Origin of the sequence: Marinobacter sp. MDS2 (assembly GCF_030718085.1) — a bacterium.
In the GTDB taxonomy this organism is placed as follows: Bacteria; Pseudomonadota; Gammaproteobacteria; order Pseudomonadales; family Oleiphilaceae; genus Marinobacter.
In genome coordinates this window covers 1,025,297-1,047,969 of sequence record NZ_JAVAJF010000001.1, presented here as the reverse complement: position 1 = coordinate 1,047,969, position 22,673 = coordinate 1,025,297, and the positions used below count along the sequence as shown (strand labels likewise).

Genomic DNA, 22,673 nt, shown 5'->3' with positions numbered 1-22,673 from the left:
AGCCGCATGTCCTGACCTTGCTAACACAGTTTTCCACAGAGTTTGTGGGTAACTGCTTTTCTTTATCCCCAGCGATCTTGAAAAAATGCCCGATTTTGCTTGCTTTTGGGTGTAAAAAACGGGTGATTCGGTATTTTAATGCCCAGGTCCCCTGCCTGGTTAAATTACCTACAAAATCCGCAAGCCCGCTCCTAGAGCGGTTTTAGCCTATATGTCCTTACCTTGCTAACACAGTTGTCCACAGAATTTGTGCGTAACTGGTTAGGGTTATCCCCAAGGTGGGCGGGACATAATCAATGGCTGTGCATTACTTCAAGGAGATCCCGTTTTCGTGGATTTTTATGTGTTAATCTCTACCTTGGTTAAATTACCGACAAAGCTCCAAAACCCGCTCGTAGAGCGGTTGTAGCCTATATGTCCTTACCTTGCTAACACGGTTGTCCACAGTATTTGTGAGTAATTAACAGAAGGAAACTCTATTTATGTCTGAAAAACCGGCCAAGCCCGTTTCGGCTTCCGCCATTGAGAAGCATGTGTATAAAGTGTTCCCCAACGATATGAACTCACACGACACGGTGTTCGGGGGCATGATCATGGCCAAGTGCGACCGCTTGGCGTTGGTTGTGGCTGAGCGGCATTCGGCGCACGTGTGTGTGACCGCTGCGGTCGATTCTATCCACTTTCGTGCACCGGCAAGAGGGAAAGATACCCTGCTGTTCAGTTTGACCCTGAACCGCAGCTGGGGCTCTTCTATGGAGATTGGTGCGCGGGTAGAAGCGGAAAACAGCTACACCGGCGATGTTCGGCACATCCTGTCCGCGTTTTTTACCTTTGTGGCCGTAGACGAAGAGGGTAAGCCGGTGGATGTCCCGGAGGTGATTCCCGAAACGAGCGAACAGCGCCGGCGTTATGCCAACGCTGAAATACGAAGGGCCGGGCGCCTGCAAACACGTGAGCAACTGACCAAGGCGAATAGCTGAGTAAAGTCGCATATTTAGCCCAGTCGTGGTATATCACGGCCACGGTGATCAACTTATATTGGAATAGGTGACATGCCAAAAGCGAGTGAGATTAAAAAGAACCAGGCGGTTGAGTTTGATGGACGTGCGTTTTTCGTAAAAGACATCGAGCGTTCGGTGCCCCAGGGCCGTGCCGGTGGCAGCCTTTACCGCATGCGGTTGTACGATGTGGTCACTGGCCAGAAGGTAGACGAAACCTTCAAAGATTCAGACATGTTGAACCTGGCTGACTTGGTTCGTCGCCCGGTTATGTTTTCCTACTCAGACGGCGATGAGTATGTCTTTATGGACAACGAAGACTTCACTCAGTACATGCTGAACAAGAGTGCGATTGAAGACGAGCTGCTGTTCATCACTGAGGAAACTCAGGGTGTGATGGCCATTCTGGTGAGCGATACCCCGGTGGCTTTGGATTTGCCGCCAACGGTTGAGCTGACGATTGAAGAAACCGATCCCTCTGTGAAGGGCGGTTCAGCGACCGCTCGCACCAAGCCTGCTCATCTGACCACCGGGCTGGTTGTGCAGGTGCCTGAGCACATTTCCACAGGTGACCGTATCAAGGTCAATGTGGAAGAGCGCAAGTTTCTGAGCCGGGCCTGATATCGGTTTCTGACGATGGTAGAGAGGGGCAAGCGGCCCCTTTCTACAGTTCCATTACTTCCAGCTTTTTCCTCAGTTTTGCCCACCCTACCGGTAAACGTTTTTCCAGTTCGGCACACCGGGATGCTTCAATATTAACGTTGCTGAAGCCCTGCTTGCTGCCGTAAATCACCCAATTGTTGGTTTTGCTTCGGAACACCAGCAGTAGTGGAAACTGTCGTCGAAGCTCTCGTACCAGGTTGCCATTGGCTTCCGGCATTTTGTGGTAGTTCAGCGCGAGCCAGCCTGAATTTGTAAGAGCGCGGCTACACGCCTTGATGAAGCGTCTTTGCCCCTGGGCCGGGCTCATCTTGTCGGCACTGTAAAGATCGGTCAGGATCATCTCTGTGCTGGCCTCTGGCAGGTTATCCACAGCCAGCCGGGCATCTTGAATGGTCACCTGCAGCCGGTCGCTGCTGGGCAAGGCAAACCATTTGCGGGCAATCTGTTCCACCTTCTCCCGCAGCTCGAAGACCTGGATATCACTTTGGGGCAGGAGCTTGTGCAAACCGTGGGCGAGTACGCCGCCGCCTAAGCCCAGAACCGTGACCTGCTGAGGCTCGTGAAAGGCGACGGGCAAGAGCATGGCGCGGTTGTATTCATGCACTGGCACATTGGGCGCTGCGCGCACTATTTTGCTTTGTTCAAACACCGAATCAAAACTGAGTATCCGGTGTTTGCGGTCGTCGATCACCAGAATGTTGCCGTACTTATCGCGGTCTACATGAACAATGTCGCCGGCAATGGCGGCGGTGTTTGCTGGATGGCTCATCAGTTGGCTGCGTAGCGTTTATGCAGAATGCCCACTCGTTCAACGTAGGCTTTGGTTTCAGCGTAGGGCGGAATGCCCTTGTAGCGCCCGACCGCGCCGGGGCCCGCGTTGTAGGCGGCAGTGGCAAGGCGGGTGTCACCCTTGAAGCGGGCCAGCATCTGAGACAGGTAATTCACGCCGCCCCGAATGTTTTCCGATGCTTTCATGGGATTGATCACGCCCAATTCTTTTGCTGTTCCCGGCATCAGTTGCATCAAGCCTTGAGCACCCACGGGGGAGATTGCCTGTGGATTAAAAGCGGATTCGGCATGAATCACGGCGCGCACCAGTGCCGGGTCTACGCCGAATTCATGGGCGGCGGCCGTGATTTCGTTCTTGAACGGACGAAGAAACAGCGGGGTCTTACGCCAGTCCACGGTCGAGTTCGGGTCGCAGGCGTAGCAATGAAAACTGATTACATCGAAATCTGAACTGGCCGGTCGTTGGCTGCTGTAGGCGACAACCCCGTGCTGGTCTTTGTAGCGGTAAACCGTTTCACTTTTCGTGGAGGGCCGCGGCTGGCTTTTGCTTTTAACGTTGGTGAACTCTACACGCCCGTCAGGGTGGACAACCCGTTTAATGGTGTCGGCTGGAACGCTCGAGCTCGCGGCCCAAAGCATAAGGGCTGCAAGTGCGATAACTGAAGGTGGGGGCGATGTACGGCTTAACTTCATCTCATGACCGGAATGCAGAATCGAAGGTCTCAATGTACCGTTATTGCCAACGGAGATGTACCTTGAAGTGTAGGCTTTTTGTTTGTTTGTGAGAAATTTCGCTCGGCAGGGATTATTTCCGCTATGCTGCAAGGAAGATACCTAACAAGGAGTTTCTTATGCCTTTCTCGCCGGTTCATCTTGCCGAATTGAATCTGTTGTTGCAGTTTCCTTCCACCTCCACGCAGGAGGGCATCAAGGTACACGCCAGCCAGGCGGCTCCCGAAACCGTTCGCGCGGCTGCGTCATTGTTCTCGAAGGGGCTGATTTCGCAGGAAGACGGCGGTTATTTAACGCCCATGGGGTGTGAGGCGGTGGAACTGACTCAGAAACTGCAAACGATGCTGGCCAGTGAATGAATGAGTGAGCGGGCGTGGCCCTGTTTGGTCAGGGCCACGTTCAAAGCAGGTGAATGCCCTAGACCTTGGGGCCCTTACCTTTGAGTACGTTCACCAGTACAGAGACAACGAGCAGTACCAGAAAGATAAAAAACAGAATTTTAGCGAAGCCTGCAGCTGTTCCGGCTATGCCGCCAAAACCCAGTACCCCCGCAATGATCGCAACAACGAGACACACTAAAGCCCAGTAGAGCATTTGTTTTCCTCCTTTTTTGCAATGCCTAGTAAACGTGGCACAACATTGGCGATACCGCAATTGAGAGCGCGGCAGGTTAAGCGATGGTCATAGTGCTGTCAGGTTTCAGTCTGTTGATTCAAGCGGGTACACGGACGGTGCCAAGGTGGGGGAGCAACCGATCACGCCGCGAGCTTGCTTGTGCGCGTGCAGGTACCAGCGTCGGCCGCCACGGGGAAAAGTGTCTGGCCGAACAGCGAAGGTAGCGGTTTCCACAGTAGCGGGAATAGGGCGGCCATCGGCCAGACGATAGACGCACGCCGTTTCAAGGGTGGCTGGCTGGCCTGTGGGCAGGGCAATGAACCCGTCGCTCCGAACCTGCGGTTTGCTGCCGTTGATCTCGGTGATTTTCAGGCACGGGCCGTAATGAATGCGGTTGTTATCGCCCACGGGCTCTTCCAGGCAGTGTTGTGCGCTCAGGAGTACCGTGTTTTCCCCAATGTCCGGGTCTACGCCTGGGAGGCTCTGGCAGGCGGTGAGCGACACAGCAACCAGCAAGGGGGCTAACGTTCGAATCATCGGTGGCTCCTGGGGGTTAGTTGCAGATTTCCTTTGAAATCAGATCTTAGCGCATCAACCAATCGACGGTCCCGCCCGTACACATCTTTTCGTATCTGCAAATGTCCGGATTTATCGACCCAGGTTGTCCAGTATTGCAGATGAACGGGCACAGACCGGTCCAGAATGGCCTTCACCGGTTCTTTTTCTTGCCGGGCCTGCCGGATGGTGTCTTTGGTCCAGGAGCTGTTTCGGGTGAGTAACCGTTCCGCCAGTTCGAAGGGGCGTTCAACCCGGATGCAGCCAGAACTGATGGTCCGCTGTTCGCGGCTGAAGTGGTATTGGCCGGGAGTATCGTGCAGGTAGATTGCATGTTTGTTCGGGAACATGAACTTCACTTGCCCGAGCGAATTGTTGGGCCCGGGTTGCTGAATAAGTTGATAGGGGAAGTGGTCGGCCGTCAGGGTATTCCAGTCAATCTCTTCCGGAGCCACTTCAACGCGGCTGGCTCCCCAGCCTTTATAAACCTTGAAGTTCATCCGGGACAGATAGCTCGGGTCGGCCTGTAACTTGGGCAGCTGATCCTTGATCATCAGGGTTCGTGGAACCGTCCAGGTCGGGTTGAACACCAGATAGCGAATGCGATCACTGAATACCGGGGTCTGCCTGAAAGGATCGCCAACGATCACCCGCTGATGCATGACCTCTTCGCCGTCTTCCACCAAAACCATGTCGTAGCCTGCGATATTGACCAGCACGTAGGTGTCGCCCAAAGAATCCGGTAACCAGCGCCATCGCTCCAGATTGGCATCGATCTGGCGGATGCGTTCAATGGGAAGGGTGTTCAGCGCTTGCAGCGTTTTTCGGCCGATAAGGCCATCCGGCTCCAGACCGTGGCGGGCCTGAAAGGCCGGAATGGCTTCAATCAGGGAGCCTGCATAGCGTTGGCTTTCGGGTGTGTTGGTGGCGCTGTAATGGCTGTCGTGATCGGCTGGTGGGAGATTTCCCAACAATTGAAGCTGCTGACGGATCGCGGGGATGCGGGGGTCGCTGTCGCCCGGGTGAATCGTGGGGCCAGGATCGTGCAGGGGCCAGGGGCGGCCGAGCAAGCCCGAGAGCTGGTATCGGTAATTGCTTAGTTTCTGATAAGCCGGAGCCGGCGGTTTGAAAGACTGCAGTGTCTGGAAGACAGTTTCGTCCTGCAAGGCCTGCTCAAGCGCCAAGAACAGAGGCTCTTGTCGCTGATGGACCGCCCATTGCGCCTGAAGGGTTTGCGAATTCACTTTGCCATCACGAAGGTGTGCGGCCAGCAACAGGAACGCGTCGGTAAAGATCAGATCCAGTTCTGTGGATAATGTCCGGTCAGCGTCATCCGATGAGCTGTGGACAATGTCGTGTAAGGCGTCTTGGTGGTAATCAGCCGGGTTCAATCCGTCGTGGGCTACCCTATCAATGGCCTGAACGAGTTCGTATCGCGCAATCGGTGACGACCAGGCGGGTTGGTAGTGGCGGTTTTCGTAAAACCGGGCCAAGGCGTCTTGTGCATGCAGTGGTGTGCCTTGTATCGAGTCGGAATGGTCCGATTGTAGAATCTCCAGACGGTTGATAATACCATCGTCGCTCTGGGCATTTTGCACGAATGCCAGTAGCATTATGATTAGTAGGCAGCTTTTAATGTTTGTCTGCGATTCTGCATCCTGCACATCGTCCTCCTCTTGAATATCTTGCAAACTGAGCCGTCAGGCTTGCTGGAGTTTTTGGTTCTTTATGTCTGACTTGTCGGTTGTACAGTATATTTTGATTGCGCTGATTTTCGTGTGGAGCGGCTTTGTGCGTTCCGGGTTAGGGTTTGGCGGCGCGGTACTGTCGCTGCCTTTCCTGCTGTTGGTGCTGGACGAGCCGCTGGTTTTCCTGCCGATTATCTCTATCCATTTGCTGGTGTTCTCCTCTTTAACTATCTGGATGAACAACCGGCAAAGCAGCACCGGCCCTCAGGATACGCCTAAATCCGGCACGGTAGATTGGCACTATCTGGGGCGAATGCTTTCAATTTTGATGGTACCGAAGCTTATAGGCGTATTCGGCCTGATCACCCTGCCGGGCCACATCCTCAGTGCGATCATATTCATTATTGTAGGCCTGTATTCGGTTTCGTACATCGTCAATAAGCCCTTTCGCAGCGGCAGCAAAACGGTAGATGCGGTGTTTCTCATGCTGGGGGGCTATATCAGCGGCACTTCGTTGATTGGCGCACCTTTGATTATTGCTGTAGCGGCCCAGCATCTGCCAAAAGAAAAACTGCGGGACACCTTGTTTGCTCTGTGGTTTATTCTGGTGCTGATCAAGCTGGGAGCGTTTGTGTGGGCAGGCGTTGATTTACAGTTGATTCACCACATCTGGCTACTGCCTGCGGCGGCTGTTGGTCATGTGATTGGGTTGTATGTACACGACCGAATGCTGCACGCGGAAACGTCACTGTTCTACCGGGTGCTCGGCACAATCCTGCTGACAGTAAGCAGTATTGGACTGGTTACTGTGTGGCTCTAGCCGTTTCTAAGGCTTGCCGGCTCAGGAACCGAGCATGCCTGCGTAGGCGGTGTAAAAGAATGCGCAGGAACCCAGCAGAATCAGGCTCCAGGCGGGAACAATCATTACAGAACGTGCCGGTCTGATCATCGCAACCTCCTTCGGTATGGCTAATCATTACGCGGTCATCCTCAATTTAGACCAATCTTGAGGAATGTCACGTCCCATTATTTAAATAGTCGTCTAGTATGGAGTTGGTAAAAGGCGAGTACTTCCGAGTCGTCAAAAAAACAACAACAAGGACTTCATATGACTGTAGATCCTCAGAAACTGACGTCAGCCCATTGTTTGTTTTATTGGGCCGAGAAAACCCCGGATAACGTATACCTGACCCAGCCCTTCCCGGATGGTCGCGTGGAGGACATCACCTGGGCTCAGGCGGCGGATCAGGTTTGTCGCATGGTGGCGTATCTGACCAGCCTGGAGCTTCCCGAGCGAAGCAAGATTGCAATTTTGGGAAAAAACAGCGCTCATTGGGTTTTGGCGGACCTGGCCATCTGGTCAGCAGGGTATGTGAGTGTGCCTTTGTACCCCACGCTTAATGGTGATACCGCTGCCTATGTGTTGGAGCATAGTGATGCGCAAATGCTGTTCTTGGGCAAGCTGGATGGCACTGCGGATGGCTGGAACGATATCAAACATCATATTCCGCAGGATTTGCCTATTGTTTCTTTGCCCCTTGCGCCCCGTGACGACACCCCGATGTGGCTTGATATAGTGGCAGAGCACGCTCCGGCCAAACCGCGATTGCCAGCCCCGGATGATCTGGCCACGATCGTATATACATCGGGCAGTACCGGTCGCCCCAAGGGTGTGATGCACAGCTTTCGAACCATGATTTCCGTGGCGGATGGACTGCAGCAGCTATTTCAGGTGTCGCCCACTGATCGAATGCTGTCCTACCTGCCGCTGGCCCACGTTGCCGAAAGAGCCGCCGTAGAAACGCAATCGCTGTATTACGGTTTCCACCTTTATTTCGCAAATTCGCTCGAAACCTTCCAAGAAGATCTGCAGCGGGCTCGGCCCACACTGTTTTTCTCGGTGCCCCGCTTGTGGATGAAATTTTACCTGGGTGTAAACGCCAAGCTTCCACCCAAGAAACAGAAAGTCTTGTTTAAAATTCCCGTTCTGGGCAGCCTGGTGAAAAAAAAGGTTCTCAGACAATTGGGGCTGGATCACTGCCGGGTAGCCCTGACAGGTGCCGCACCTTTGTCTGCGGACATCATTAACTGGTATCGGAATCTGGGGCTTGAGTTGCTGGAAGTTTATGGCATGTCGGAGAACTTTGGTTACTCCCATGCCAGCCGCCCGGGCCAGGCGAAAGTTGGTTATGTCGGTGTAGCGAATCCCGGGGTGGAACAAAGGATCGGCGAGGGCGGCGAGATTGAGGTTAGAAGCCCCGGACAGATGCTCGGTTATTACAAGAACGACGAGAAAACAAAAGAAGACGTGACCCGCGATGGCTTCCTGAAAACCGGTGACATGGGGGAGATCGACGAGCAAGGATACCTGCGTATTACCGGACGTGTGAAAGACCTGTTTAAAACCTCCAAAGGCAAATATGTGGTGCCGGTGCCGATTGAAAATCGCTTCAACCACCCTATGGCGGAAGTCGTCTGCGTGGCAGGTGCCAACCAACCCCAGCCGTGCTTGATGTTGCTGTTATCGGAGGAGGCGCGTGCAGCGCTCGATTCCGGCATGGACCGCACCGATTTGGAACAGGAGCTGGCGCAAGAGCTGGATTCGGTGAACGCTGAGTGTGAATCCCATGAAAAGGTGGCGTTCCTGGTGGTGGTGAAAGAACCCTGGAGCATGGAAAACGGCATGTTAACGCCCACCATGAAGATCAAACGCAATGTCATCGAAGAGTTTTACCACCAGAAGATGGATACCTGGTTTGCGCAAAACCGAAGGGTGGTTTGGGAGTTCTGACTTATCGGTGAGCCACAAAAAAACCGACATGTATTTCATGTCGGTTTTTTTGTGGCGTCGAAGCGGGTGTTTACACGCCGCCTTGTGCCTGAGGCAGATCTTGCACCGCTGCTACGGCTTCGCGATTCGCTTTACGCAGCTTGCGGCTCAAAAATGCCAGTCCCTGTTTGACTGCCGCGCGGGTATACTCGCTGCGCATCTCCACGCCATTGTGGAGGACGCCGGATGGCTGTGGGCGAACGCTCACGTTACGCTGATGAATCATGATGCCTTCCTCCTTTCTAGGGTGGCTTGGTTTGTTAGGTTTTAAATTATTCTAGAGGTTCTTATTTGCAGTTTGAATACGTTAAACTTCGTACTCATGTTGCAAATGTGCAGTGACTATGGACTGGGATTATCTTCGATATATACGGGCTCTGGCAATAGCTGGAACCTTCGCAAAAGCGGGTGAAATGCTGGGAGTGCACCAAACTACTGTTTTAAGACGACTTGATCAGATGGAAGAGTCGTTGGGTGTGCAATTTTTTGATCGTAATCGCGATGGATTACAGCTTACAGCGACGGGGGAAATGGCCTATCGAGAGGCCGAAAGGCTCGCGGTGGACATGGAAAACCTGGAGCGGAAACTGGTTGGCCAAGATGGTGCGCCGGTTGGCAAAGTCAGAATCGCTGCGGAAGATGCGGTGATGTATGAATTGCTCAGCCCGGTATTGGCGGCGCTGGTGCGGGAGTACCCGGACATTGAGCTGGAGGTTCTGACCGACAACGATGTGGCAAACCTGAGTCACCGGGAGGCTGATCTAACCTTGCGCCCGGAGAATAAGCCGCAGGCCACCCTGGAAGGTGAGCGTATTGCGGCAATCGATTCCGCCGTTTACGGCTCGACAAACTACTGCCGACGAAATCGGAAAATGGACATTGAGAACCATCCGGAGGCCTGTACCTGGTTGATTCCGGACGAGTCTTTTAGCCATTTGGCGACCGGCAAGTGGTACCGAAAGCACCTCAAGAACGTACCCACGGTGATCCGCTGCAACAGTCTGCAGTCTATGCACGCTTTGGCGCGGGCTGGGGCTGGCTTGGCGGTTTTGCCGTGTTACCTAGGAGAAGCGGCGAAGGAGTTGCGGCGTCTTTCGGATCCGCTGGACGGGGAAAGCATCGATCTTTGGCTGCACGTCAACCACGACACGCAGCAAATGGCTCGGGTCCGGATTGTGATGGAGTTTCTGGTAGAGCGGCTCAAAGCCTTGGGCCCGGCCATCGAATTCAGCAACACGCTCTGAGCTCCGTAGGCATTAACGTGTTTGTACCGGATATCCCAAGGATTTTTCCACCGGTACAGAAACATTCCTACCAAACCGTCATCTTCAGCAGCATTGGAAGCTTGCTGAAGGGGCGGCCTGCATGTCATAAACATCGCTGTTCCCGTAACCGGATAAGAGTGACATGACATTGAACACCTTGATGAAACCTCTTTTAGTGGCCGGGCTGCTGGTGAGCAGTCTGGTACAAGCCGCACCAAGCGCCCAGCAGGTGCTGGAAGCTTCGCCCGTGGACGACATCGTTGTGCAGTATCCGGCGATGATGGGGCAGGGCATACGGGATGGTCTTAAACAACAAGCACAGGTGCCACCGATGGTGGCGGACACCATTGCGTATGTGGTGCAGAACAGCTTTCGCCCCGAAGAGATCAAACGGAAAATCGCCTCGAACCTCGATGCATCTTTAAGCGATGAACAGCTGGCGAAGGTGCACGAGTGGTACCAGAAGCCGGTGGCGAAAAAAATCGCACGGGCTGAAGTCGCCGCCTCGGCTCCGGCTATCTGGCCGCAAATTCGCAAGAAAGCACCGGAGTTGAACAAGCTCAACAAGGGCACCGACCGGGAAGCACGCTTCGATCGCTTTGATCGCGCTGCCCGTGCCTCCGAAAGTGCCGTCGATACCGCTATTGCGCTCCAGATGGGTTTATCTTCAGCGCTGGCCGCGGTGCGGGGTGAGCCAGCGGACCCGGAAGCAACGCGCCAGCAATTAGAGGCACAGCGCCCAGCATTGCAAGCTGTTGTGGGCAAACAAGTTTACGACAGCTATTTATACACCTACCAAAAAATCACTCCGAAAGAGATGGAGTTGTATCTGGAGTTTCTGGAAAGTGATGCCGGTCAGCAGTTCACCAGGGTGGTGGCAGAGAGTGTTCAGCAGGCCGTGACGGAGCCGATTGAGAATATTGGCAACCAACTGGCAAGGTTCAGGAATCTCGGGAAAGAAAACGCTCAGTGAGGGCAGCCTGCCGGTGTGATGTTCACACGGGCAGGCCAACAGCTATCAGCTGCGGGAAGTCACTTCCAGAAGGTGGTAGCCGAACTGAGTCTGGATTGGGCCAAGAACGGTGTTCACTTCGCCGCTGAATACAGCCTTGTCAAACTCGGGAACCATCTGGCCCGGGCCGAAAGAACCCAGATCGCCGCCGTTGCGGCCTGATGGGCAGGAAGAGTGCTGCTTGGCAACTTCCGCGAAATCCTGACCGCCTTCGATGGCTTTCTTCAGTTCTTCACATTTTGCTTCGCTGTCTACCAGAATGTGGCGTGCAGTTGCTTGTGCCATGATCAATATCCTGTTGTCGGATGGATGGGATGTTCAGAAGGTGAATGCTGCCCGTACCGCCTGCCCGAGGCAAGTGGTTTTTATGCGTGTTTCTTCTGCCTCACAGTTGCGCTTGCAAACCTGTACAATGCGCCGTTTATTTTGCCGCCACAGCGCTGGCCCTCACGTGTATAGGTTCTTTTCTTGATTTCCACTGCCAATATCACCATGCAATTCGGGGCTAAGCCCCTGTTTGAAAACGTTTCTGCCAAATTTGGCAGTGGTAACCGTTACGGCCTCATCGGCGCCAACGGCTGCGGCAAATCCACCCTGATGAAAATACTGGGTGGCGATCTGGAGCCTTCCGCCGGCCAGGTCATGCTGGAGCCGAACGTGCGCTTGGGTAAGCTGCGCCAGGATCAGTTTGCCTATGAAGACTGCACGGTGATCGACACCGTGATCATGGGGCATGAAGAGCTGTGGCACGTTAAACAAGAGCGTGACCGCATTTATTCATTGGCGGAAATGAGCGAAGAAGACGGCATGGCGGTGGCGGATCTGGAAGTGGAATTCGCCGAAATGGACGGCTACACCGCTGAATCTCGCGCCGGTGAACTGCTGCTGGGCCTCGATATTCCGCTGGATCAGCACAACGGGCCGATGAGTGCCTTGGCGCCCGGTTGGAAACTTCGGGTTCTGCTGGCTCAAGCACTATTTTCCGATCCGGACGTTCTGCTGCTGGACGAGCCCACTAACCACCTGGACATCAACACCATCCGTTGGTTGGAAAGCATTTTGGTGGCCCGTAGCAGCACCATGATCATCATTTCTCACGACCGTCACTTCCTGAACAGCGTGTGCACGCACATGGCGGATCTGGATTACGGCGAGCTGCGCCTGTTCCCGGGCAACTACGATGAATACATGACCGCCGCCACCCAGGCCCGCGAGCGTATGATGGCAGACAACGCCAAGAAGAAGGCTCAGATTGCTGAATTGCAGCAGTTCGTAAGCCGTTTCTCGGCCAACGCCTCGAAAGCCAAGCAAGCGACTTCCCGCGCAAGGCAGATCGATAAGATTCAGTTGGAAGAAGTGAAACCTTCTAGCCGAGTCAGTCCGTTCATCCGCTTTGAGCAGGAAAAGAAGCTACATCGCCAGGCGGTTACGTTGCTGGGCCTGACTAAAGGCTTTGATGACGGCCCACTGTTTGAAAATTTGGATTTGCAGATTGAAGCAGGCGAGCGTGTGGCCATCATCGGTCCGAACGGTATCGGTAAAACCACGTTGCTGCAGTGTCTGGCCGGTGCGTATGAGCCAGACGCCGGTGAGGTGAAGTGGACGGACAGTGCGCAGGTGAGTTATTTCGCGCAGGATCACACTGCGGATTTTGCGCAAGATGACACCCTCACCGACTGGATGGCGCAATGGACCAGCGGCGGTGAGCAGTTGGTGCGCGGTACGTTGGGGCGGATGTTGTTCTCAGGTGATGACATTGGTAAATCGGTGAAGGTGTTGTCCGGTGGTGAGCAGGGCCGGATGCTGTTTGGTAAGCTGATTCTGCAGAAGCCGAATGTGATGCTGTTGGATGAGCCAACCAACCACTTGGATATGGAGTCCATCGAGGCGTTGAACCTGGCGCTGGAGAATTATCCGGGCACGCTGATTTTCGTGAGCCACGACCGGGAGTTTGTTTCTTCCTTGGCGACTCGGATTATTGAGTTGAAGCCGGATGGGATTACGGACTTTAGTGGTAGTTACGATGATTATTTGCGGAGTCAGGGTTACCTCTGAGGTTTAGCTAGGAGTCTGCTGTTCTCTGGGGTCAGACTAGGGTGCTGGCGGGCATGTGGGGTGAGCCTGCCAAAAACCGCTCCTTCGGCACCCCTCCGGGGTCCGGCCCGCAATCACAGATTGCGGTCGTTCATCTGTCGCATGAAGCTCCGCTTCATGAGCGCTCGGCTGAACACATGTGACGCTTCTGCTTCGCCATCCATGGCTACGCACATTTTTGGCAGGCTCACCCCACACACCCGCTCATACTGTTGAGTGGCCTTGATGTTTTCTCGAATGCTATTGGAAAACGTATGAGCGAGACTGAAATTATTGGTGCCACCCGTAAATGGGTTGAAGACGTTGTGGTTGGCTACAACCTATGTCCGTTTGCCAAGCGTGAGCTGGTGAAAGACCGGGTTCGGTTTGTTGTTACGGAAGCCAAGACCGAAGACGAACTTGTGCAGGCGCTGCATGCTGAGCTTCAACTGTTAGAAGACCAGCCGGACGTTGAAACAACGTTGTTGATTCACCCGGGCGTGTTGCAGGATTTTTATGCCTACAACGAGTTCCTGGATACCGCAGACGCTCTGTTGGATTATCTGGAACTGGAAGGCATCTATCAGATCGCCAGCTTCCATCCGGATTACCAGTTCGCCGACACCGAGGCCGGTGCGGCAGAGAATTACACGAACCGTTCTCCGTATCCTATGCTGCATTTGTTGCGGGAAGCGAGCTTGGAGTCTGCGATTGATGGCTATCCCGATGTGGATGGCATTCCCGACCGGAATATCGAACTGATGAATCGGGAAGGCGCAGAGAAAATGAAAGCGTTGCTCGCAGCTTTCCTGACAAACTCGAAATAAGAGCCAAAACATGGGACTGCTTTTCGAACAAATAGACAGCCAACCCTCGGTGATCGGGGAAATCACTCTGCGCCGCCGCAAGATACCGGCGCTGGGTGAACGGGATATCTACGAAGTGAAACTGGGCGAAGAGTTTCTTATGTCCAGCATGTTCGTCGATGCCGAAATTGCGCTCTCGGATATCGGCCTCGATGCAACCGAAGGCGACAACCTCAGTGTCGTCGTCGGGGGCCTTGGACTGGGCTATACCGCCGTTGCAGCCCTCAAACACCAACGCGTATCCGAACTGCTAGTCGTCGAATACCTCAAGCCCGTGATCGGCTGGCACCAGCAAGAACTCGTGCCCCTTGGCAAAGAACAGAACGACGACCCGCGACAGCGCTACGTGCACGGCAGCTTCTTCGACATGGCCGTAGCAGATCCCGCCACCGGAGGTTTCGACCCTGAAGCGCCGGGAAAGCAATTCGATGCCATTCTGCTAGACATCGACCACTCGCCCAGAGCTCTGCTGCACGACTCCAGTGCCAGCTTCTACAGCATCCAAAATATACGCCTCATGGCTCGGCAGCTTAAGCCGCGGGGCATTTTTGCCATGTGGTCAAACGAAGGCGAAGACGACGAGTTTATGGCTGTCCTGAATGAAGTGTTCGAAGACGTAGCCTGCCACGTTGTTAGCTTCTTCAATCCCTTCCAAAACCGGGAATCCTTCAACACCGTCTACGTCGCCCGCAAGCCTGCGTGAAAGACTGAGGTTTGCTGGTACGCCTCTTGTCTTCTAGGCTCAAGTAAACGGAGCAAGTTGCAGGAGGTGTTTATGTCGAATCACCACGTTTACAAGAAAGTGGAAATTGTTGGTTCCTCGAAGAAAAGCATCGAAGACGCTATCGAAAATGCGCTTGGAGAGTGCGGCAAAAGTGTCCGCAACATGGAGTGGTTTGAGGTCATTGAAACCCGGGGGCATATTGTGGACGGCAAGGTTGGTCACTATCAGGTGGTGCTGAAAATCGGATTTCGTATCTCTGACAGTTAAGAACAGCAGGAATTTTTGTGGACCAGTGAAACGCCCGGGCAGCGTTCTGCCCGGGCTTCGGGTTACATCAGGTTGTAGATAAACACGATAGCCACAGCGACCGGCGTGATAAACCGGACAGTGACAAACCACAGGTTGAACATGCCCGGTGACAGCGAAAGTTCGTTTTCCATAGCCTGACGAGACATCACCCAACCGGCAAACAGTGCAACCAACAGGCCGCCCAGTGGCAGCAGAATGTTGGCGGTAAAGAAGTCCAGCAGGTCAAAGATGGTTTTGCCTTCCAGCATCGGAATGAATCCCAGCGGTGCCACGTCCGCCCACAGGTTCAGGGACAATACCGACGCAATACCCAGTGCCCAGCACACGCCACCGGCGGCCAGGGTGCTGATGGCACGGTTCATACCTTTCTGCTCTTCCAGCCATTCCACGATGGGTTCCAGTAGCGAGATGCCCGATGTCCAGGCCGCGAACACCAACAACACGAAGAACAGAGTGCCGAACAACGAGCCCATCGGCATCTGACCAAAGGCCAGTGGCAGAGTCTGGAAAATCAGTCCAGGACCCGCGCCCGGCTCCAGTCCATTCGCAAAGACGATCGGGAAAATCGCCATGCCGGCCAGCAGTGCCACGCCGGTATCGACCACCGAGACAGTAACGGATGTTTTGGCGATGGAAATATTCTTGGGCAGGTAGGAACCGTAGGCCATCATGACCGCCATGCCTAGACTCAACGTAAAGAATGCATGGCCAAGGGCCACCAGTACGCCCGACGTGGTCAGCTTGGAGAAGTCCGGCTGGAACAGGAACGTAGCGGCTTGACCGAAGTGGCCGGTGGTCATGGCGTAGCCGACAACCAACAGAAGCAGTACAAACAGCGCAGGCATCAGGATACTGACGGCCCGCTCAAGACCCGAGCGAACGCCCCGGGCCACGACCAGCATCACCAAGGCCATGAACACGGTGTGCCAAAGCAGCAGGGTAGAAGGGGTGCTCAGCAATCCTGAGAAGATGGCGCCCACGGCGTCTGCAGATTGCCCGGCGAGTTGTCCGCTGGCGGTGGTGCCCACGTAAGAGATGGCCCAGCCACCAATTACTGAATAGAACGACAGAATCAGAAATCCTGCGAGAACGCCGATGGCACCCACCAGTTTCCAGGCCGGGTTCAGCTTGTCGCGCTCGGTGATCAGCCGGATGCTGTTGACCGGGCTACGACCACCCCGGCGGCCAATCATCACTTCGGCCATCATGATAGGGATGCCCACTACGGCGATACAGGCAAGGTAAACCAACACAAAGGCACCACCCCCGTTTTCGCCGGTAACGTAAGGGAACTTCCAGATGTTACCGAGGCCAACGGCGGAACCGGTGGCAGCCAGAATAAAGGCGAGCCGTGAGGACCAGAGTCCCCGTTTCGCATTGGAGCCCTCAAGGGCTTCCGTGTAGGTCGCGGAGCCGGATGAAGTGACAGACATAATGATCTCCCGAAGGTATTGTTTTTGTTTCAGGGGTTAAAAGGGGAGCTGCAGACCCTGCAGCTCCCAAGGGGACGCGCCGGTGTCAGGTCACCCGGCGCAAGCCAGTCGCCTGGGCGTTTGCCCGGCACCCGGAGCATGTTTTTGGAAACGCTCTTCTGCCAGTTCGTTGGCGATCTCACCGGTCGCGCGGCCGGTATTATCTGAGCGCTGGAATATCTCGGTCAGGGTGTCGCCGATAGTGTCTACATGAGCACGGATTTGCTCGGGAGAGCCGTTCGTACGCTCGTAAAACACATCGATGATGCCGCCGGCGTTGATCGCGAAGTCCGGGGCATAGAGAATGCCGCGTTGTTTCAGGACAGCGTCGTGTTCGGGACGGTCCAGGAGATTGTTGGCGGCACCGGCCACGATGGCGGCACGGAGTGCGGGAATGCTCTGGTCATTCAGCACGGCCCCCATGGCGCAGGGGGCGACAACATCAACCGGTAGGGTCAGGATATCCTCGGACGCAACGGCTGTTGCGCCCAATTCATCCACCGCTCGTTTGAGATTGTCGGCGTGAATGTCGGTGACCCACAGTTCGGCACCGGCTTCTTTCAGATACCGGGCCAGGCGGAAGCCGACATTGCCGATGCCCTGAACGGCCACTTTCAAACCGGTCAGGTCATCCGTACCGAGCTTGTGCTTTACGGCCGCCTTGAGCCCAATGTAGGTTCCGTAAGCCGTTACCGGTGAAGGATCGCCCGTGCTGGGCAGGCCATCAAAACCGGTGCGGGTCGTTATGCCGGCCACATGGGCAGTCTGGCGACCCATTACTTTCAGATCGGGCACGCTGGTACCGGAATCTTCAGCGGCAATGTACTGGCCGCCAAGGCTTTCCAGGTGCCGGCCCATGGCTTCGAGTAAGGCTTCGGTTTTCTGTTTGCGCGGGTCGCCGATGATCACCGACTTGCCGCCGCCGAGATCCAGATTGGCCAGCGCTGATTTATAGGTCATGCCTCTCGATAAGCGAAGGACATCTCTGAGCGCTTCTTCGTCACTGGCGTAAGGGAACATTCGGCAACCGCCAAGCGCGGCTCCCCGTGAGGTATTGTGAATGGCAATAATGCCTTTAAGGCCGGTTTCGGCATCGCAGACGAAAGACAGGTGTTCGTGGTTATCGAACTCCGGATGGCTGAATACGTTCATGGCGTTTCACCTCTTGTCGGTGGCCGACCGCTACCCTTGTGAGGCCTGCGGTGGCCGTTTTTTGTTTTAGACAGCTGCGTTGGCGATTTGTTGATGAGCCCGTTCATTGGGGCTTAATTCAGCCCGGTACTGCGCCCGTTCTTGTTGGGCAGCATGATAGGCGGCTTCTTTCACCGGCCCGTAACCGCGGATCTTCGCGGGCAGGCTGGCCAGGTTGCGCGCCGCATCGGCGTGGTCTTTGCTCAGATGCTTGAGCAGGAATGCCACGTCTGCCTCGTACTCCCGAATGATTTTGCGTTCCAGGCGTCGGTCGGCGGTGTATCCGAATGGGTCAAGAGGAGTGCCGCGCAGGCCCCGTGCTTTCGCCAGCCAAGTGAATACGGTTTCCATCCAGGGCCCGAAGGTGTGCTTTTTCGGCCGTTCGCCGTTTTTACCGCGGCTAAGCAGAGGGGGTGCCAGATTAAATTCCAGCTCGATATCCCCTTCGAATTGTTCCTCGAGTTGCTTGCGCAGGCTGCCATTGCTGAACAGACGGGCGACTTCATACTCGTCCTTGTAGGCCAGGACTTTAGCGTAGTTTTCGGCAATGGCCCGGAGCAGTAGCGGGTCTCGGTCCAGTTTGTGAGCGATGGTCTGTTCTGCGTGGCGCACCAGCTTCTCGTAGCGTTTGGCGAGAGACGCATTCTGGTAATCGCTCAGATGGGCCATGTTGCGCTGGATTAGCTGGTCTGTGGTTTCCATGACCTGTACCGGCGTACCTTGTGGCTTCGGGAATGCCAACGCCATGACCCGATCAAGATCATGGGCGGCCCGACGGCCCCAGAGGAAGGCCTGTTTGTTTTTCTCGACCGCCACGTTGTTGAGCTCGATGGCTCGCTCAATGGCTTCAGCGCTCAGTGGCAACAAACCCTGTTGCCAGGCGAAACCAACAGTGAACAGGTTTACGGCCATGCCATCGCCCATCAACGCTTTGGCCAGGTCGCCGGCGTTGAGGAACCAGCTGCCATCGGGACGACAGGCTTCTTTAACCGTCTGTTCCATCGACTCGCCGGGGAACTGGATGTCCGGATCCCGGGTAAAGGCCGCGGGCATGGCTTTTTCGGTGTTAACCACCGCCCGTGAGAAACGGTTATCCAGTTTAGCCAAGGCATCGTCTGTGGCCGAAACCATCAGGTCAAAAGCAATCATCAGGTCGGCCTCGCCGGCGGGAATACGCACGGCGTGGATGTTTTCTTGCTTGTCGCTGATGCGGATGTGGCTGACCACCGCGCCAAATTTTTGAGCCAGACCGGCCTGATCCAGCACCGAGACGCCTTTGCCTTCAAGATGAGCGGCCATGCCCAGCAGGGCGCTTACCGTCACCACGCCGGTACCACCCACACCAGTCAGCAAAATGCCGTAGGGATTGCTGCCAGATACGGGCGTGGGTTCCGGAAGCTCCGGGAAGTCTACCGCAGAGCTGACCCCCGCCGGTTTTTTCAGTTTGCCGCCTTTAACCGTGACAAAGCTGGGGCAGAAACCACGCACACAGGAGAAATCCTTGTTGCAGGAAGACTGGTCTATGGTGCGTTTGCGCCCGGCATCGGTTTCTTTCGGAAGAATCGACAAACAGTTGGATTGAATACCGCAATCACCACAGCCTTCGCATACATCCGAGTGAATCATCACGCGCTGATCCGGATCTTCCATGGTGCCACGCTTGCGGCGCCGGCGTTTTTCTGCCGCGCAGGTCTGGTCATAGATGATCACCGAACAGCCTTCAATCTCCCGCATTTCCCGTTGCAGAGCGTCCAGATCATCCCTGTGATGGAAGGTGGTGCGGTCGGCAAAATCGGCCCGGGACGGATATTTGTCGATATCGTCGCTGACCACGGCAATGCGTCGCACGCCTTCGCCGTAGAGCTGGTGGCTGATTTGCTGAACCGTCAAGGTGCCGTCCACCGGCTGGCCGCCGGTCATGGCGACGGCGTCGTTGTAGAGAATCTTGTAGGTGATGTTGGCACCGGAAGCGATAGCGGCTCGAATGGCCAAAACGCTAGAATGAAAGTAGGTGCCGTCGCCCAAGTTCTGAAACACGTGCTTCTGGTTGGTAAACGGGGCCTGGCCAAGCCAGGTTACCCCTTCACCACCCATTTGAGTGAAGGTGTCGGTGCCTCGTTCCATCCAGGTGGCCATGTAGTGACAGCCAATGCCGCCGAGGGCTCGGCTTCCCTCGGGTACCTGCGTGGAGGTGTTGTGTGGGCAGCCGGAGCAGAAGTGAGGTGTGCGCTCCAGTCGCTCTTTGGGTTGTGCCAGGCTGTTTTCTTTTTCGGTCAGAAATCCGAGGCGCTGTTGCAGTGTGTCGTTGCAATAGCGGCCATCCAGTCGGGACGCGATGGCGCGTGCCACCATGGCTGGCGTTAGTTCTGCGATGGTTGGTAACAGGTCATTGCCGTGGTCGTCCTTTTTGCCGATCACGTTGGGGCGCTTGCCATCCTGCCAGGTATAAAGCTGGGTTTTGATCTGTTCTTCGATCAAGCCCCGTTTCTCTTCGACCACCAGAATTTCTTCCAGCCCCGAGGCGAATTCATAAATGCCTTCAGGCTCCAAAGGCCAGGGCATGGCGACTTTGTAAACAGCTAGCCCTATGGCTTCACGTTCCTCGTCGCCCAAGCCGAGATCCGCCAGCGCCTGAATAACGTCGAGGTAGGCTTTGCCGGTGGTAACAATGCCGAGCCGGGGCTGTTTTGCCTGAAGCACGGTATGATCCAGCCGGTTGGCCCGGCAAAAGGCTTTCGCCGCTTCCAGCTTGTGCCGGTGCAGGCGCTCTTCCTGCTCCATGGGCTTATCGGGCCAGCGGGAATTCAGACCGCCTTCCGGCATGGAAAATTGTGTGGGAATGCGAATGTTGATTCGGCTGAGATCCAGATTGGCGGAAATGGACGAGTCCATATTTTCGGCCAAGGCTTTGAAACCGACCCAACAGCCGCTGAAGCGCGACATCGCCCAGCCATAAAGGCCGAGGTCGAGAATATCCTGAATGCCGGCGGGATTAAGCACCGGCATGCCGGCATCGAGAAAGGCGTAATCACTTTGATGGGGCAGAGTGGACGATTTGCAGGCGTGATCGTCGCCCGCGACTGCCAGTACGCCACCAAACCGGGAGGTGCCTGCCGCGTTACCGTGCTTGAAGACGTCGCCGGTGCGGTCTACGCCCGGGCCTTTGCCGTACCAGAGCGCAAACACGCCATCGTAACGCGCGCCCTCAAAAATATTGACCTGCTGGCTGCCCCAGACAGCCGTCGCTCCCAGGTCTTCGTTCACACCGGGCAAGAAGTGAATATTGCGCTCTTTGAGGTGATCGCGGGCTTTCCACAAAACCTTGTCGAAACCGCCAAGAGGAGACCCGCGATAACCGGAGATAAAGCCGGCGGTATTCAGATCGTTGTTACGGTCGAGTTGGGCTTGGAGCAGGGGGAGTCTCGCCAGAGCCTGGCTACCGTTCATGTAGACCGAACCGGTATCTTTTTTCCAGACATCGTCAAGGCTGACGGGACGCAGCCCCGTGGGGGAGCGTGAAAGATCTGACATGTTGAAATCCTCTACTACCTGACCGGATCGCGGCGGTAGGTAATGTCTTGTTTTTGTAATCCCGGCTTTTGGCCGGATGGTCGATTTCATTGGTCCTACCCGGAGGATTTCCCGGGTTGTCCTTTTGGGACTGGACGAAAAATAAACTAGAGTAAGTTTACGTGTACGTCAACCGTCGTGACGCGTGTGCATTTCCGGAAACATGAGTTCTACATCTAACTGGTTGAGTTGATGGCAGAAAATATTTCTGGTTAGTGGTTTTTACCTATTCGTGTTTGGCGGGTTTAGGCTTAATTTCTCTCGATGTCTGCTTATTCTTATTGCTACCAATTTCAACCGCGCAAGGTGCGGGCTGAGTTCTTCCGGTTGCTGCCCATATCCCTGTTCGTTGTTGCCTTCGGCGCAGCGTTTGGATTGGCCGCGACTCAGGCCGGCTTGTCTCCGTTTCAGTCCATCCTGATGAGTTTCACGGTATTTGCCGGGGCTTCACAGTTCGGAGCATTGGACTTGTGGGGGGCAGAAGTGTCGGTCATTCCCATGCTGGTGGTGGTGTTTGCGATCAACGCCCGCCACCTGCTGATGGGAGCCTCGCTTTATCCCATGCTGAAAGATGTCTCGCCTGCGCGCCGATATGGCTTGTTGCTGTTCCTTACCGATGCCAATTGGGCGGTTTCAGCTCAGGATTACCAGAACGGCCGGCGCAACCTTGAAGTGATTCTCGGCGGTGGCGTGGTGTTGTGGCTGGCGTGGGTATTGGGCACGGCATTTGGCGCCTACTTCAGCGGTTTGCTGCAAAATCCGAAAGCCTTTGGGCTGGATATGGTGCTTGGCTGCTTTTTGTTATCGATGGTGTTGGGCGGCAAAGCCACGCCACGGGTTGTGGTGGTTTGGTTGGTGGCGGGTGTCACGTCCCTTGCCGCCTGGAAGTGGCTGCCAGCCAACATGCACGTGGTGATTGGTGCGCTGGCAGGCGGGGCCGTCGGGCTGTTTTGGCTGGAGCCCCGAACCGCTGACAGCGCTGACCAGAAAGGAGCCGGGCATGACCATTGAAACCACACCGGTCGGCGTTTTGATTCTGATTGTGCTCATGACGTTGGTTACGTTGATCACCCGCTTCGGCGGTGTGTTCGCTATGTCGTTCGTGAAAATCAGTCCGCGCGTTGAAAGCTTCATTAACGCCATGGCCAGTTCAGTTTTGATCGCGATCATTGTGCCTATGGCGGTGGCGGGCGACGCCGGTGCTTTGGCCGCGCTGGTGGCTACTGCGGTCACGATGCTGGCGATCCGTAAGCCGCTGCCTGCGATCTCGGTGGGCTTGGTGGCGGCGGCTTTGGTGCGTTATTTCACCTAACGGCTGATG

At 55.3% G+C, this 22,673-nt stretch carries 23 protein-coding genes; 13 read left to right on the top strand and 10 right to left on the bottom strand.

The window, feature by feature from the left end:
* The first annotated feature begins 482 nt into the window (after positions 1-482).
* Positions 483-980 carry an acyl-CoA thioesterase gene (locus Q9245_RS04935; RefSeq protein WP_114334269.1) on the top strand — a complete coding sequence of 166 codons (498 nt, stop codon included), beginning with the start codon at positions 483-485 and terminating at the stop codon, positions 978-980.
* A 72-nt stretch (positions 981-1,052) separates the two neighbouring features.
* On the top strand, positions 1,053-1,619 hold the full coding sequence (gene yeiP, locus Q9245_RS04930; RefSeq protein ID WP_199006242.1) for an elongation factor P-like protein YeiP: 567 nt from the start codon (positions 1,053-1,055) through the stop codon (positions 1,617-1,619).
* Positions 1,620-1,662: 43 nt separating this feature from the next.
* Here the strand turns inward: yeiP and Q9245_RS04925 are convergent, their stop codons facing one another.
* Together Q9245_RS04925 and Q9245_RS04920 are read right to left on the bottom strand one after the other, a co-directional pair.
* Positions 1,663-2,430: a spermidine synthase gene (locus tag Q9245_RS04925; RefSeq protein WP_305896104.1), complete on the bottom strand. Its 768-nt coding sequence runs from the start codon at positions 2,428-2,430 to the stop codon at positions 1,663-1,665.
* Positions 2,430-3,143, bottom strand: a complete 714-nt coding sequence (locus tag Q9245_RS04920; protein WP_371824787.1) for a lytic transglycosylase domain-containing protein — start codon at positions 3,141-3,143, stop codon at positions 2,430-2,432. Before Q9245_RS04920 ends, Q9245_RS04925 begins: the two co-directional genes overlap by 1 nt.
* 158 nt (positions 3,144-3,301) lie before the next feature.
* Here Q9245_RS04920 and Q9245_RS04915 point away from each other — a divergent pair, with 158 nt between their 5' ends.
* A complete protein-coding gene (locus Q9245_RS04915; protein WP_305896102.1) occupies positions 3,302-3,541 on the top strand; it encodes a TIGR02647 family protein in 240 nt (79 codons plus the stop codon).
* A 58-nt stretch (positions 3,542-3,599) separates the two neighbouring features.
* On the opposite strand, the gene Q9245_RS04910 is transcribed toward Q9245_RS04915, so the two are convergent.
* From Q9245_RS04910 to Q9245_RS04900, 3 genes are all read right to left on the bottom strand, one after another.
* A complete protein-coding gene (locus Q9245_RS04910; RefSeq protein WP_114334266.1) occupies positions 3,600-3,776 on the bottom strand; it encodes a DUF1328 domain-containing protein in 177 nt (58 codons plus the stop codon).
* A gap of 105 nt (positions 3,777-3,881) precedes the next feature.
* Positions 3,882-4,334 (bottom strand): hypothetical protein, encoded by a 453-nt coding sequence (locus tag Q9245_RS04905; RefSeq protein WP_305896101.1) that lies wholly within the window; start codon positions 4,332-4,334, stop codon positions 3,882-3,884.
* On the bottom strand, positions 4,331-6,016 hold the full coding sequence (locus Q9245_RS04900; protein WP_305896100.1) for a murein L,D-transpeptidase: 1,686 nt from the start codon (positions 6,014-6,016) through the stop codon (positions 4,331-4,333). Before Q9245_RS04900 ends, Q9245_RS04905 begins: the two co-directional genes overlap by 4 nt.
* Positions 6,017-6,080: 64 nt before the next feature.
* Here Q9245_RS04900 and Q9245_RS04895 point away from each other — a divergent pair, with 64 nt between their 5' ends.
* Both Q9245_RS04895 and Q9245_RS04890 read left to right on the top strand, forming a co-directional pair.
* Entirely contained in the window at positions 6,081-6,860 is a 780-nt protein-coding gene (locus Q9245_RS04895; RefSeq protein ID WP_305896099.1) for a TSUP family transporter, read from the top strand.
* Positions 6,861-7,148: 288 nt separating this feature from the next.
* Positions 7,149-8,831, top strand: coding sequence for an AMP-binding protein (locus Q9245_RS04890; protein WP_305896098.1), 1,683 nt, complete (start codon positions 7,149-7,151; stop codon positions 8,829-8,831).
* Positions 8,832-8,901: 70 nt separating this feature from the next.
* Here Q9245_RS04890 and Q9245_RS04885 read toward each other — a convergent pair whose 3' ends face one another.
* Positions 8,902-9,096 (bottom strand): hypothetical protein, encoded by a 195-nt coding sequence (locus Q9245_RS04885; protein ID WP_305896097.1) that lies wholly within the window; start codon positions 9,094-9,096, stop codon positions 8,902-8,904.
* 118 nt (positions 9,097-9,214) lie between these two features.
* Between Q9245_RS04885 and Q9245_RS04880 the strand changes: the two genes are divergently transcribed.
* Together Q9245_RS04880 and Q9245_RS04875 are read left to right on the top strand one after the other, a co-directional pair.
* A complete protein-coding gene (locus tag Q9245_RS04880) occupies positions 9,215-10,114 on the top strand; it encodes a LysR family transcriptional regulator (RefSeq protein WP_305896096.1) in 900 nt (299 codons plus the stop codon).
* Positions 10,115-10,277: 163 nt separating this feature from the next.
* Positions 10,278-11,108, top strand: coding sequence for a DUF2059 domain-containing protein (locus Q9245_RS04875; protein ID WP_305896095.1), 831 nt, complete (start codon positions 10,278-10,280; stop codon positions 11,106-11,108).
* Between the two features lie 45 nt (positions 11,109-11,153).
* Here the strand turns inward: Q9245_RS04875 and Q9245_RS04870 are convergent, their stop codons facing one another.
* Entirely contained in the window at positions 11,154-11,432 is a 279-nt protein-coding gene (locus Q9245_RS04870) for a peptidylprolyl isomerase (RefSeq protein ID WP_133004771.1), read from the bottom strand.
* Positions 11,433-11,615: 183 nt separating this feature from the next.
* Here Q9245_RS04870 and Q9245_RS04865 point away from each other — a divergent pair, with 183 nt between their 5' ends.
* The 4 genes from Q9245_RS04865 to Q9245_RS04850 all read left to right on the top strand — a co-directional run bounded on the left by Q9245_RS04865 (position 11,616) and on the right by Q9245_RS04850 (position 15,077).
* Entirely contained in the window at positions 11,616-13,202 is a 1,587-nt protein-coding gene (locus tag Q9245_RS04865; protein ID WP_305896094.1) for an ABC-F family ATPase, read from the top strand.
* Between the two features lie 293 nt (positions 13,203-13,495).
* A complete protein-coding gene (locus Q9245_RS04860) occupies positions 13,496-14,047 on the top strand; it encodes a DUF1415 domain-containing protein (protein ID WP_305896093.1) in 552 nt (183 codons plus the stop codon).
* A 10-nt stretch (positions 14,048-14,057) separates the two neighbouring features.
* Positions 14,058-14,789 (top strand): spermidine synthase, encoded by a 732-nt coding sequence (locus Q9245_RS04855; protein WP_305896092.1) that lies wholly within the window; start codon positions 14,058-14,060, stop codon positions 14,787-14,789.
* Positions 14,790-14,861: 72 nt separating this feature from the next.
* Positions 14,862-15,077 (top strand): dodecin, encoded by a 216-nt coding sequence (locus Q9245_RS04850; RefSeq protein ID WP_305896091.1) that lies wholly within the window; start codon positions 14,862-14,864, stop codon positions 15,075-15,077.
* A gap of 62 nt (positions 15,078-15,139) precedes the next feature.
* Here the strand turns inward: Q9245_RS04850 and Q9245_RS04845 are convergent, their stop codons facing one another.
* From Q9245_RS04845 to Q9245_RS04835, 3 genes are all read right to left on the bottom strand, one after another.
* On the bottom strand, positions 15,140-16,552 hold the full coding sequence (locus Q9245_RS04845) for a sodium-dependent transporter (RefSeq protein WP_305896090.1): 1,413 nt from the start codon (positions 16,550-16,552) through the stop codon (positions 15,140-15,142).
* Between the two features lie 90 nt (positions 16,553-16,642).
* A complete protein-coding gene (locus Q9245_RS04840) occupies positions 16,643-17,743 on the bottom strand; it encodes a Glu/Leu/Phe/Val dehydrogenase dimerization domain-containing protein (RefSeq protein WP_305896089.1) in 1,101 nt (366 codons plus the stop codon).
* A gap of 66 nt (positions 17,744-17,809) precedes the next feature.
* The gene (locus tag Q9245_RS04835; RefSeq protein ID WP_305896088.1) at positions 17,810-21,313 is read right to left on the bottom strand and encodes an indolepyruvate ferredoxin oxidoreductase family protein; all 3,504 of its coding nucleotides are present in this window, start codon (positions 21,311-21,313) and stop codon (positions 17,810-17,812) included.
* A 303-nt stretch (positions 21,314-21,616) separates the two neighbouring features.
* On the opposite strand from Q9245_RS04835, the gene Q9245_RS04830 reads away from it, so the two are divergent.
* Both Q9245_RS04830 and Q9245_RS04825 read left to right on the top strand, forming a co-directional pair.
* Positions 21,617-22,363: an AzlC family ABC transporter permease gene (locus tag Q9245_RS04830; protein WP_305896087.1), complete on the top strand. Its 747-nt coding sequence runs from the start codon at positions 21,617-21,619 to the stop codon at positions 22,361-22,363.
* Positions 22,353-22,664, top strand: a complete 312-nt coding sequence (locus tag Q9245_RS04825) for an AzlD family protein (RefSeq protein ID WP_305896086.1) — start codon at positions 22,353-22,355, stop codon at positions 22,662-22,664. Before Q9245_RS04830 ends, Q9245_RS04825 begins: the two co-directional genes overlap by 11 nt.
* The last annotated feature ends 9 nt before the right edge of the window (positions 22,665-22,673 follow it).

What these genes read in the sequence shown, in the direction of transcription:
- Q9245_RS04935 (WP_114334269.1), top strand. Translation starts at nt 483, where the DNA reads ATGTCTGAAAAACCGGCCAAGCCCGTTTCGGCTTCCGCCATTGAGAAG.
- yeiP (WP_199006242.1), top strand. Translation starts at nt 1,053, where the DNA reads ATGCCAAAAGCGAGTGAGATTAAAAAGAACCAGGCGGTTGAGTTTGAT.
- Q9245_RS04925 (WP_305896104.1), bottom strand. Translation starts at nt 2,430, where the DNA reads ATGAGCCATCCAGCAAACACCGCCGCCATTGCCGGCGACATTGTTCAT.
- Q9245_RS04920 (WP_371824787.1), bottom strand. Translation starts at nt 3,143, where the DNA reads ATGAAGTTAAGCCGTACATCGCCCCCACCTTCAGTTATCGCACTTGCA.
- Q9245_RS04915 (WP_305896102.1), top strand. Translation starts at nt 3,302, where the DNA reads ATGCCTTTCTCGCCGGTTCATCTTGCCGAATTGAATCTGTTGTTGCAG.
- Q9245_RS04910 (WP_114334266.1), bottom strand. Translation starts at nt 3,776, where the DNA reads ATGCTCTACTGGGCTTTAGTGTGTCTCGTTGTTGCGATCATTGCGGGG.
- Q9245_RS04905 (WP_305896101.1), bottom strand. Translation starts at nt 4,334, where the DNA reads ATGATTCGAACGTTAGCCCCCTTGCTGGTTGCTGTGTCGCTCACCGCC.
- Q9245_RS04895 (WP_305896099.1), top strand. Translation starts at nt 6,081, where the DNA reads ATGTCTGACTTGTCGGTTGTACAGTATATTTTGATTGCGCTGATTTTC.
- Q9245_RS04890 (WP_305896098.1), top strand. Translation starts at nt 7,149, where the DNA reads ATGACTGTAGATCCTCAGAAACTGACGTCAGCCCATTGTTTGTTTTAT.
- Q9245_RS04885 (WP_305896097.1), bottom strand. Translation starts at nt 9,096, where the DNA reads ATGATTCATCAGCGTAACGTGAGCGTTCGCCCACAGCCATCCGGCGTC.
- Q9245_RS04880 (WP_305896096.1), top strand. Translation starts at nt 9,215, where the DNA reads ATGGACTGGGATTATCTTCGATATATACGGGCTCTGGCAATAGCTGGA.
- Q9245_RS04875 (WP_305896095.1), top strand. Translation starts at nt 10,278, where the DNA reads ATGACATTGAACACCTTGATGAAACCTCTTTTAGTGGCCGGGCTGCTG.
- Q9245_RS04870 (WP_133004771.1), bottom strand. Translation starts at nt 11,432, where the DNA reads ATGGCACAAGCAACTGCACGCCACATTCTGGTAGACAGCGAAGCAAAA.
- Q9245_RS04860 (WP_305896093.1), top strand. Translation starts at nt 13,496, where the DNA reads ATGAGCGAGACTGAAATTATTGGTGCCACCCGTAAATGGGTTGAAGAC.
- Q9245_RS04855 (WP_305896092.1), top strand. Translation starts at nt 14,058, where the DNA reads ATGGGACTGCTTTTCGAACAAATAGACAGCCAACCCTCGGTGATCGGG.
- Q9245_RS04850 (WP_305896091.1), top strand. Translation starts at nt 14,862, where the DNA reads ATGTCGAATCACCACGTTTACAAGAAAGTGGAAATTGTTGGTTCCTCG.
- Q9245_RS04845 (WP_305896090.1), bottom strand. Translation starts at nt 16,552, where the DNA reads ATGTCTGTCACTTCATCCGGCTCCGCGACCTACACGGAAGCCCTTGAG.
- Q9245_RS04840 (WP_305896089.1), bottom strand. Translation starts at nt 17,743, where the DNA reads ATGAACGTATTCAGCCATCCGGAGTTCGATAACCACGAACACCTGTCT.
- Q9245_RS04835 (WP_305896088.1), bottom strand. Translation starts at nt 21,313, where the DNA reads ATGTCAGATCTTTCACGCTCCCCCACGGGGCTGCGTCCCGTCAGCCTT.
- Q9245_RS04830 (WP_305896087.1), top strand. Translation starts at nt 21,617, where the DNA reads ATGTCTGCTTATTCTTATTGCTACCAATTTCAACCGCGCAAGGTGCGG.
- Q9245_RS04825 (WP_305896086.1), top strand. Translation starts at nt 22,353, where the DNA reads ATGACCATTGAAACCACACCGGTCGGCGTTTTGATTCTGATTGTGCTC.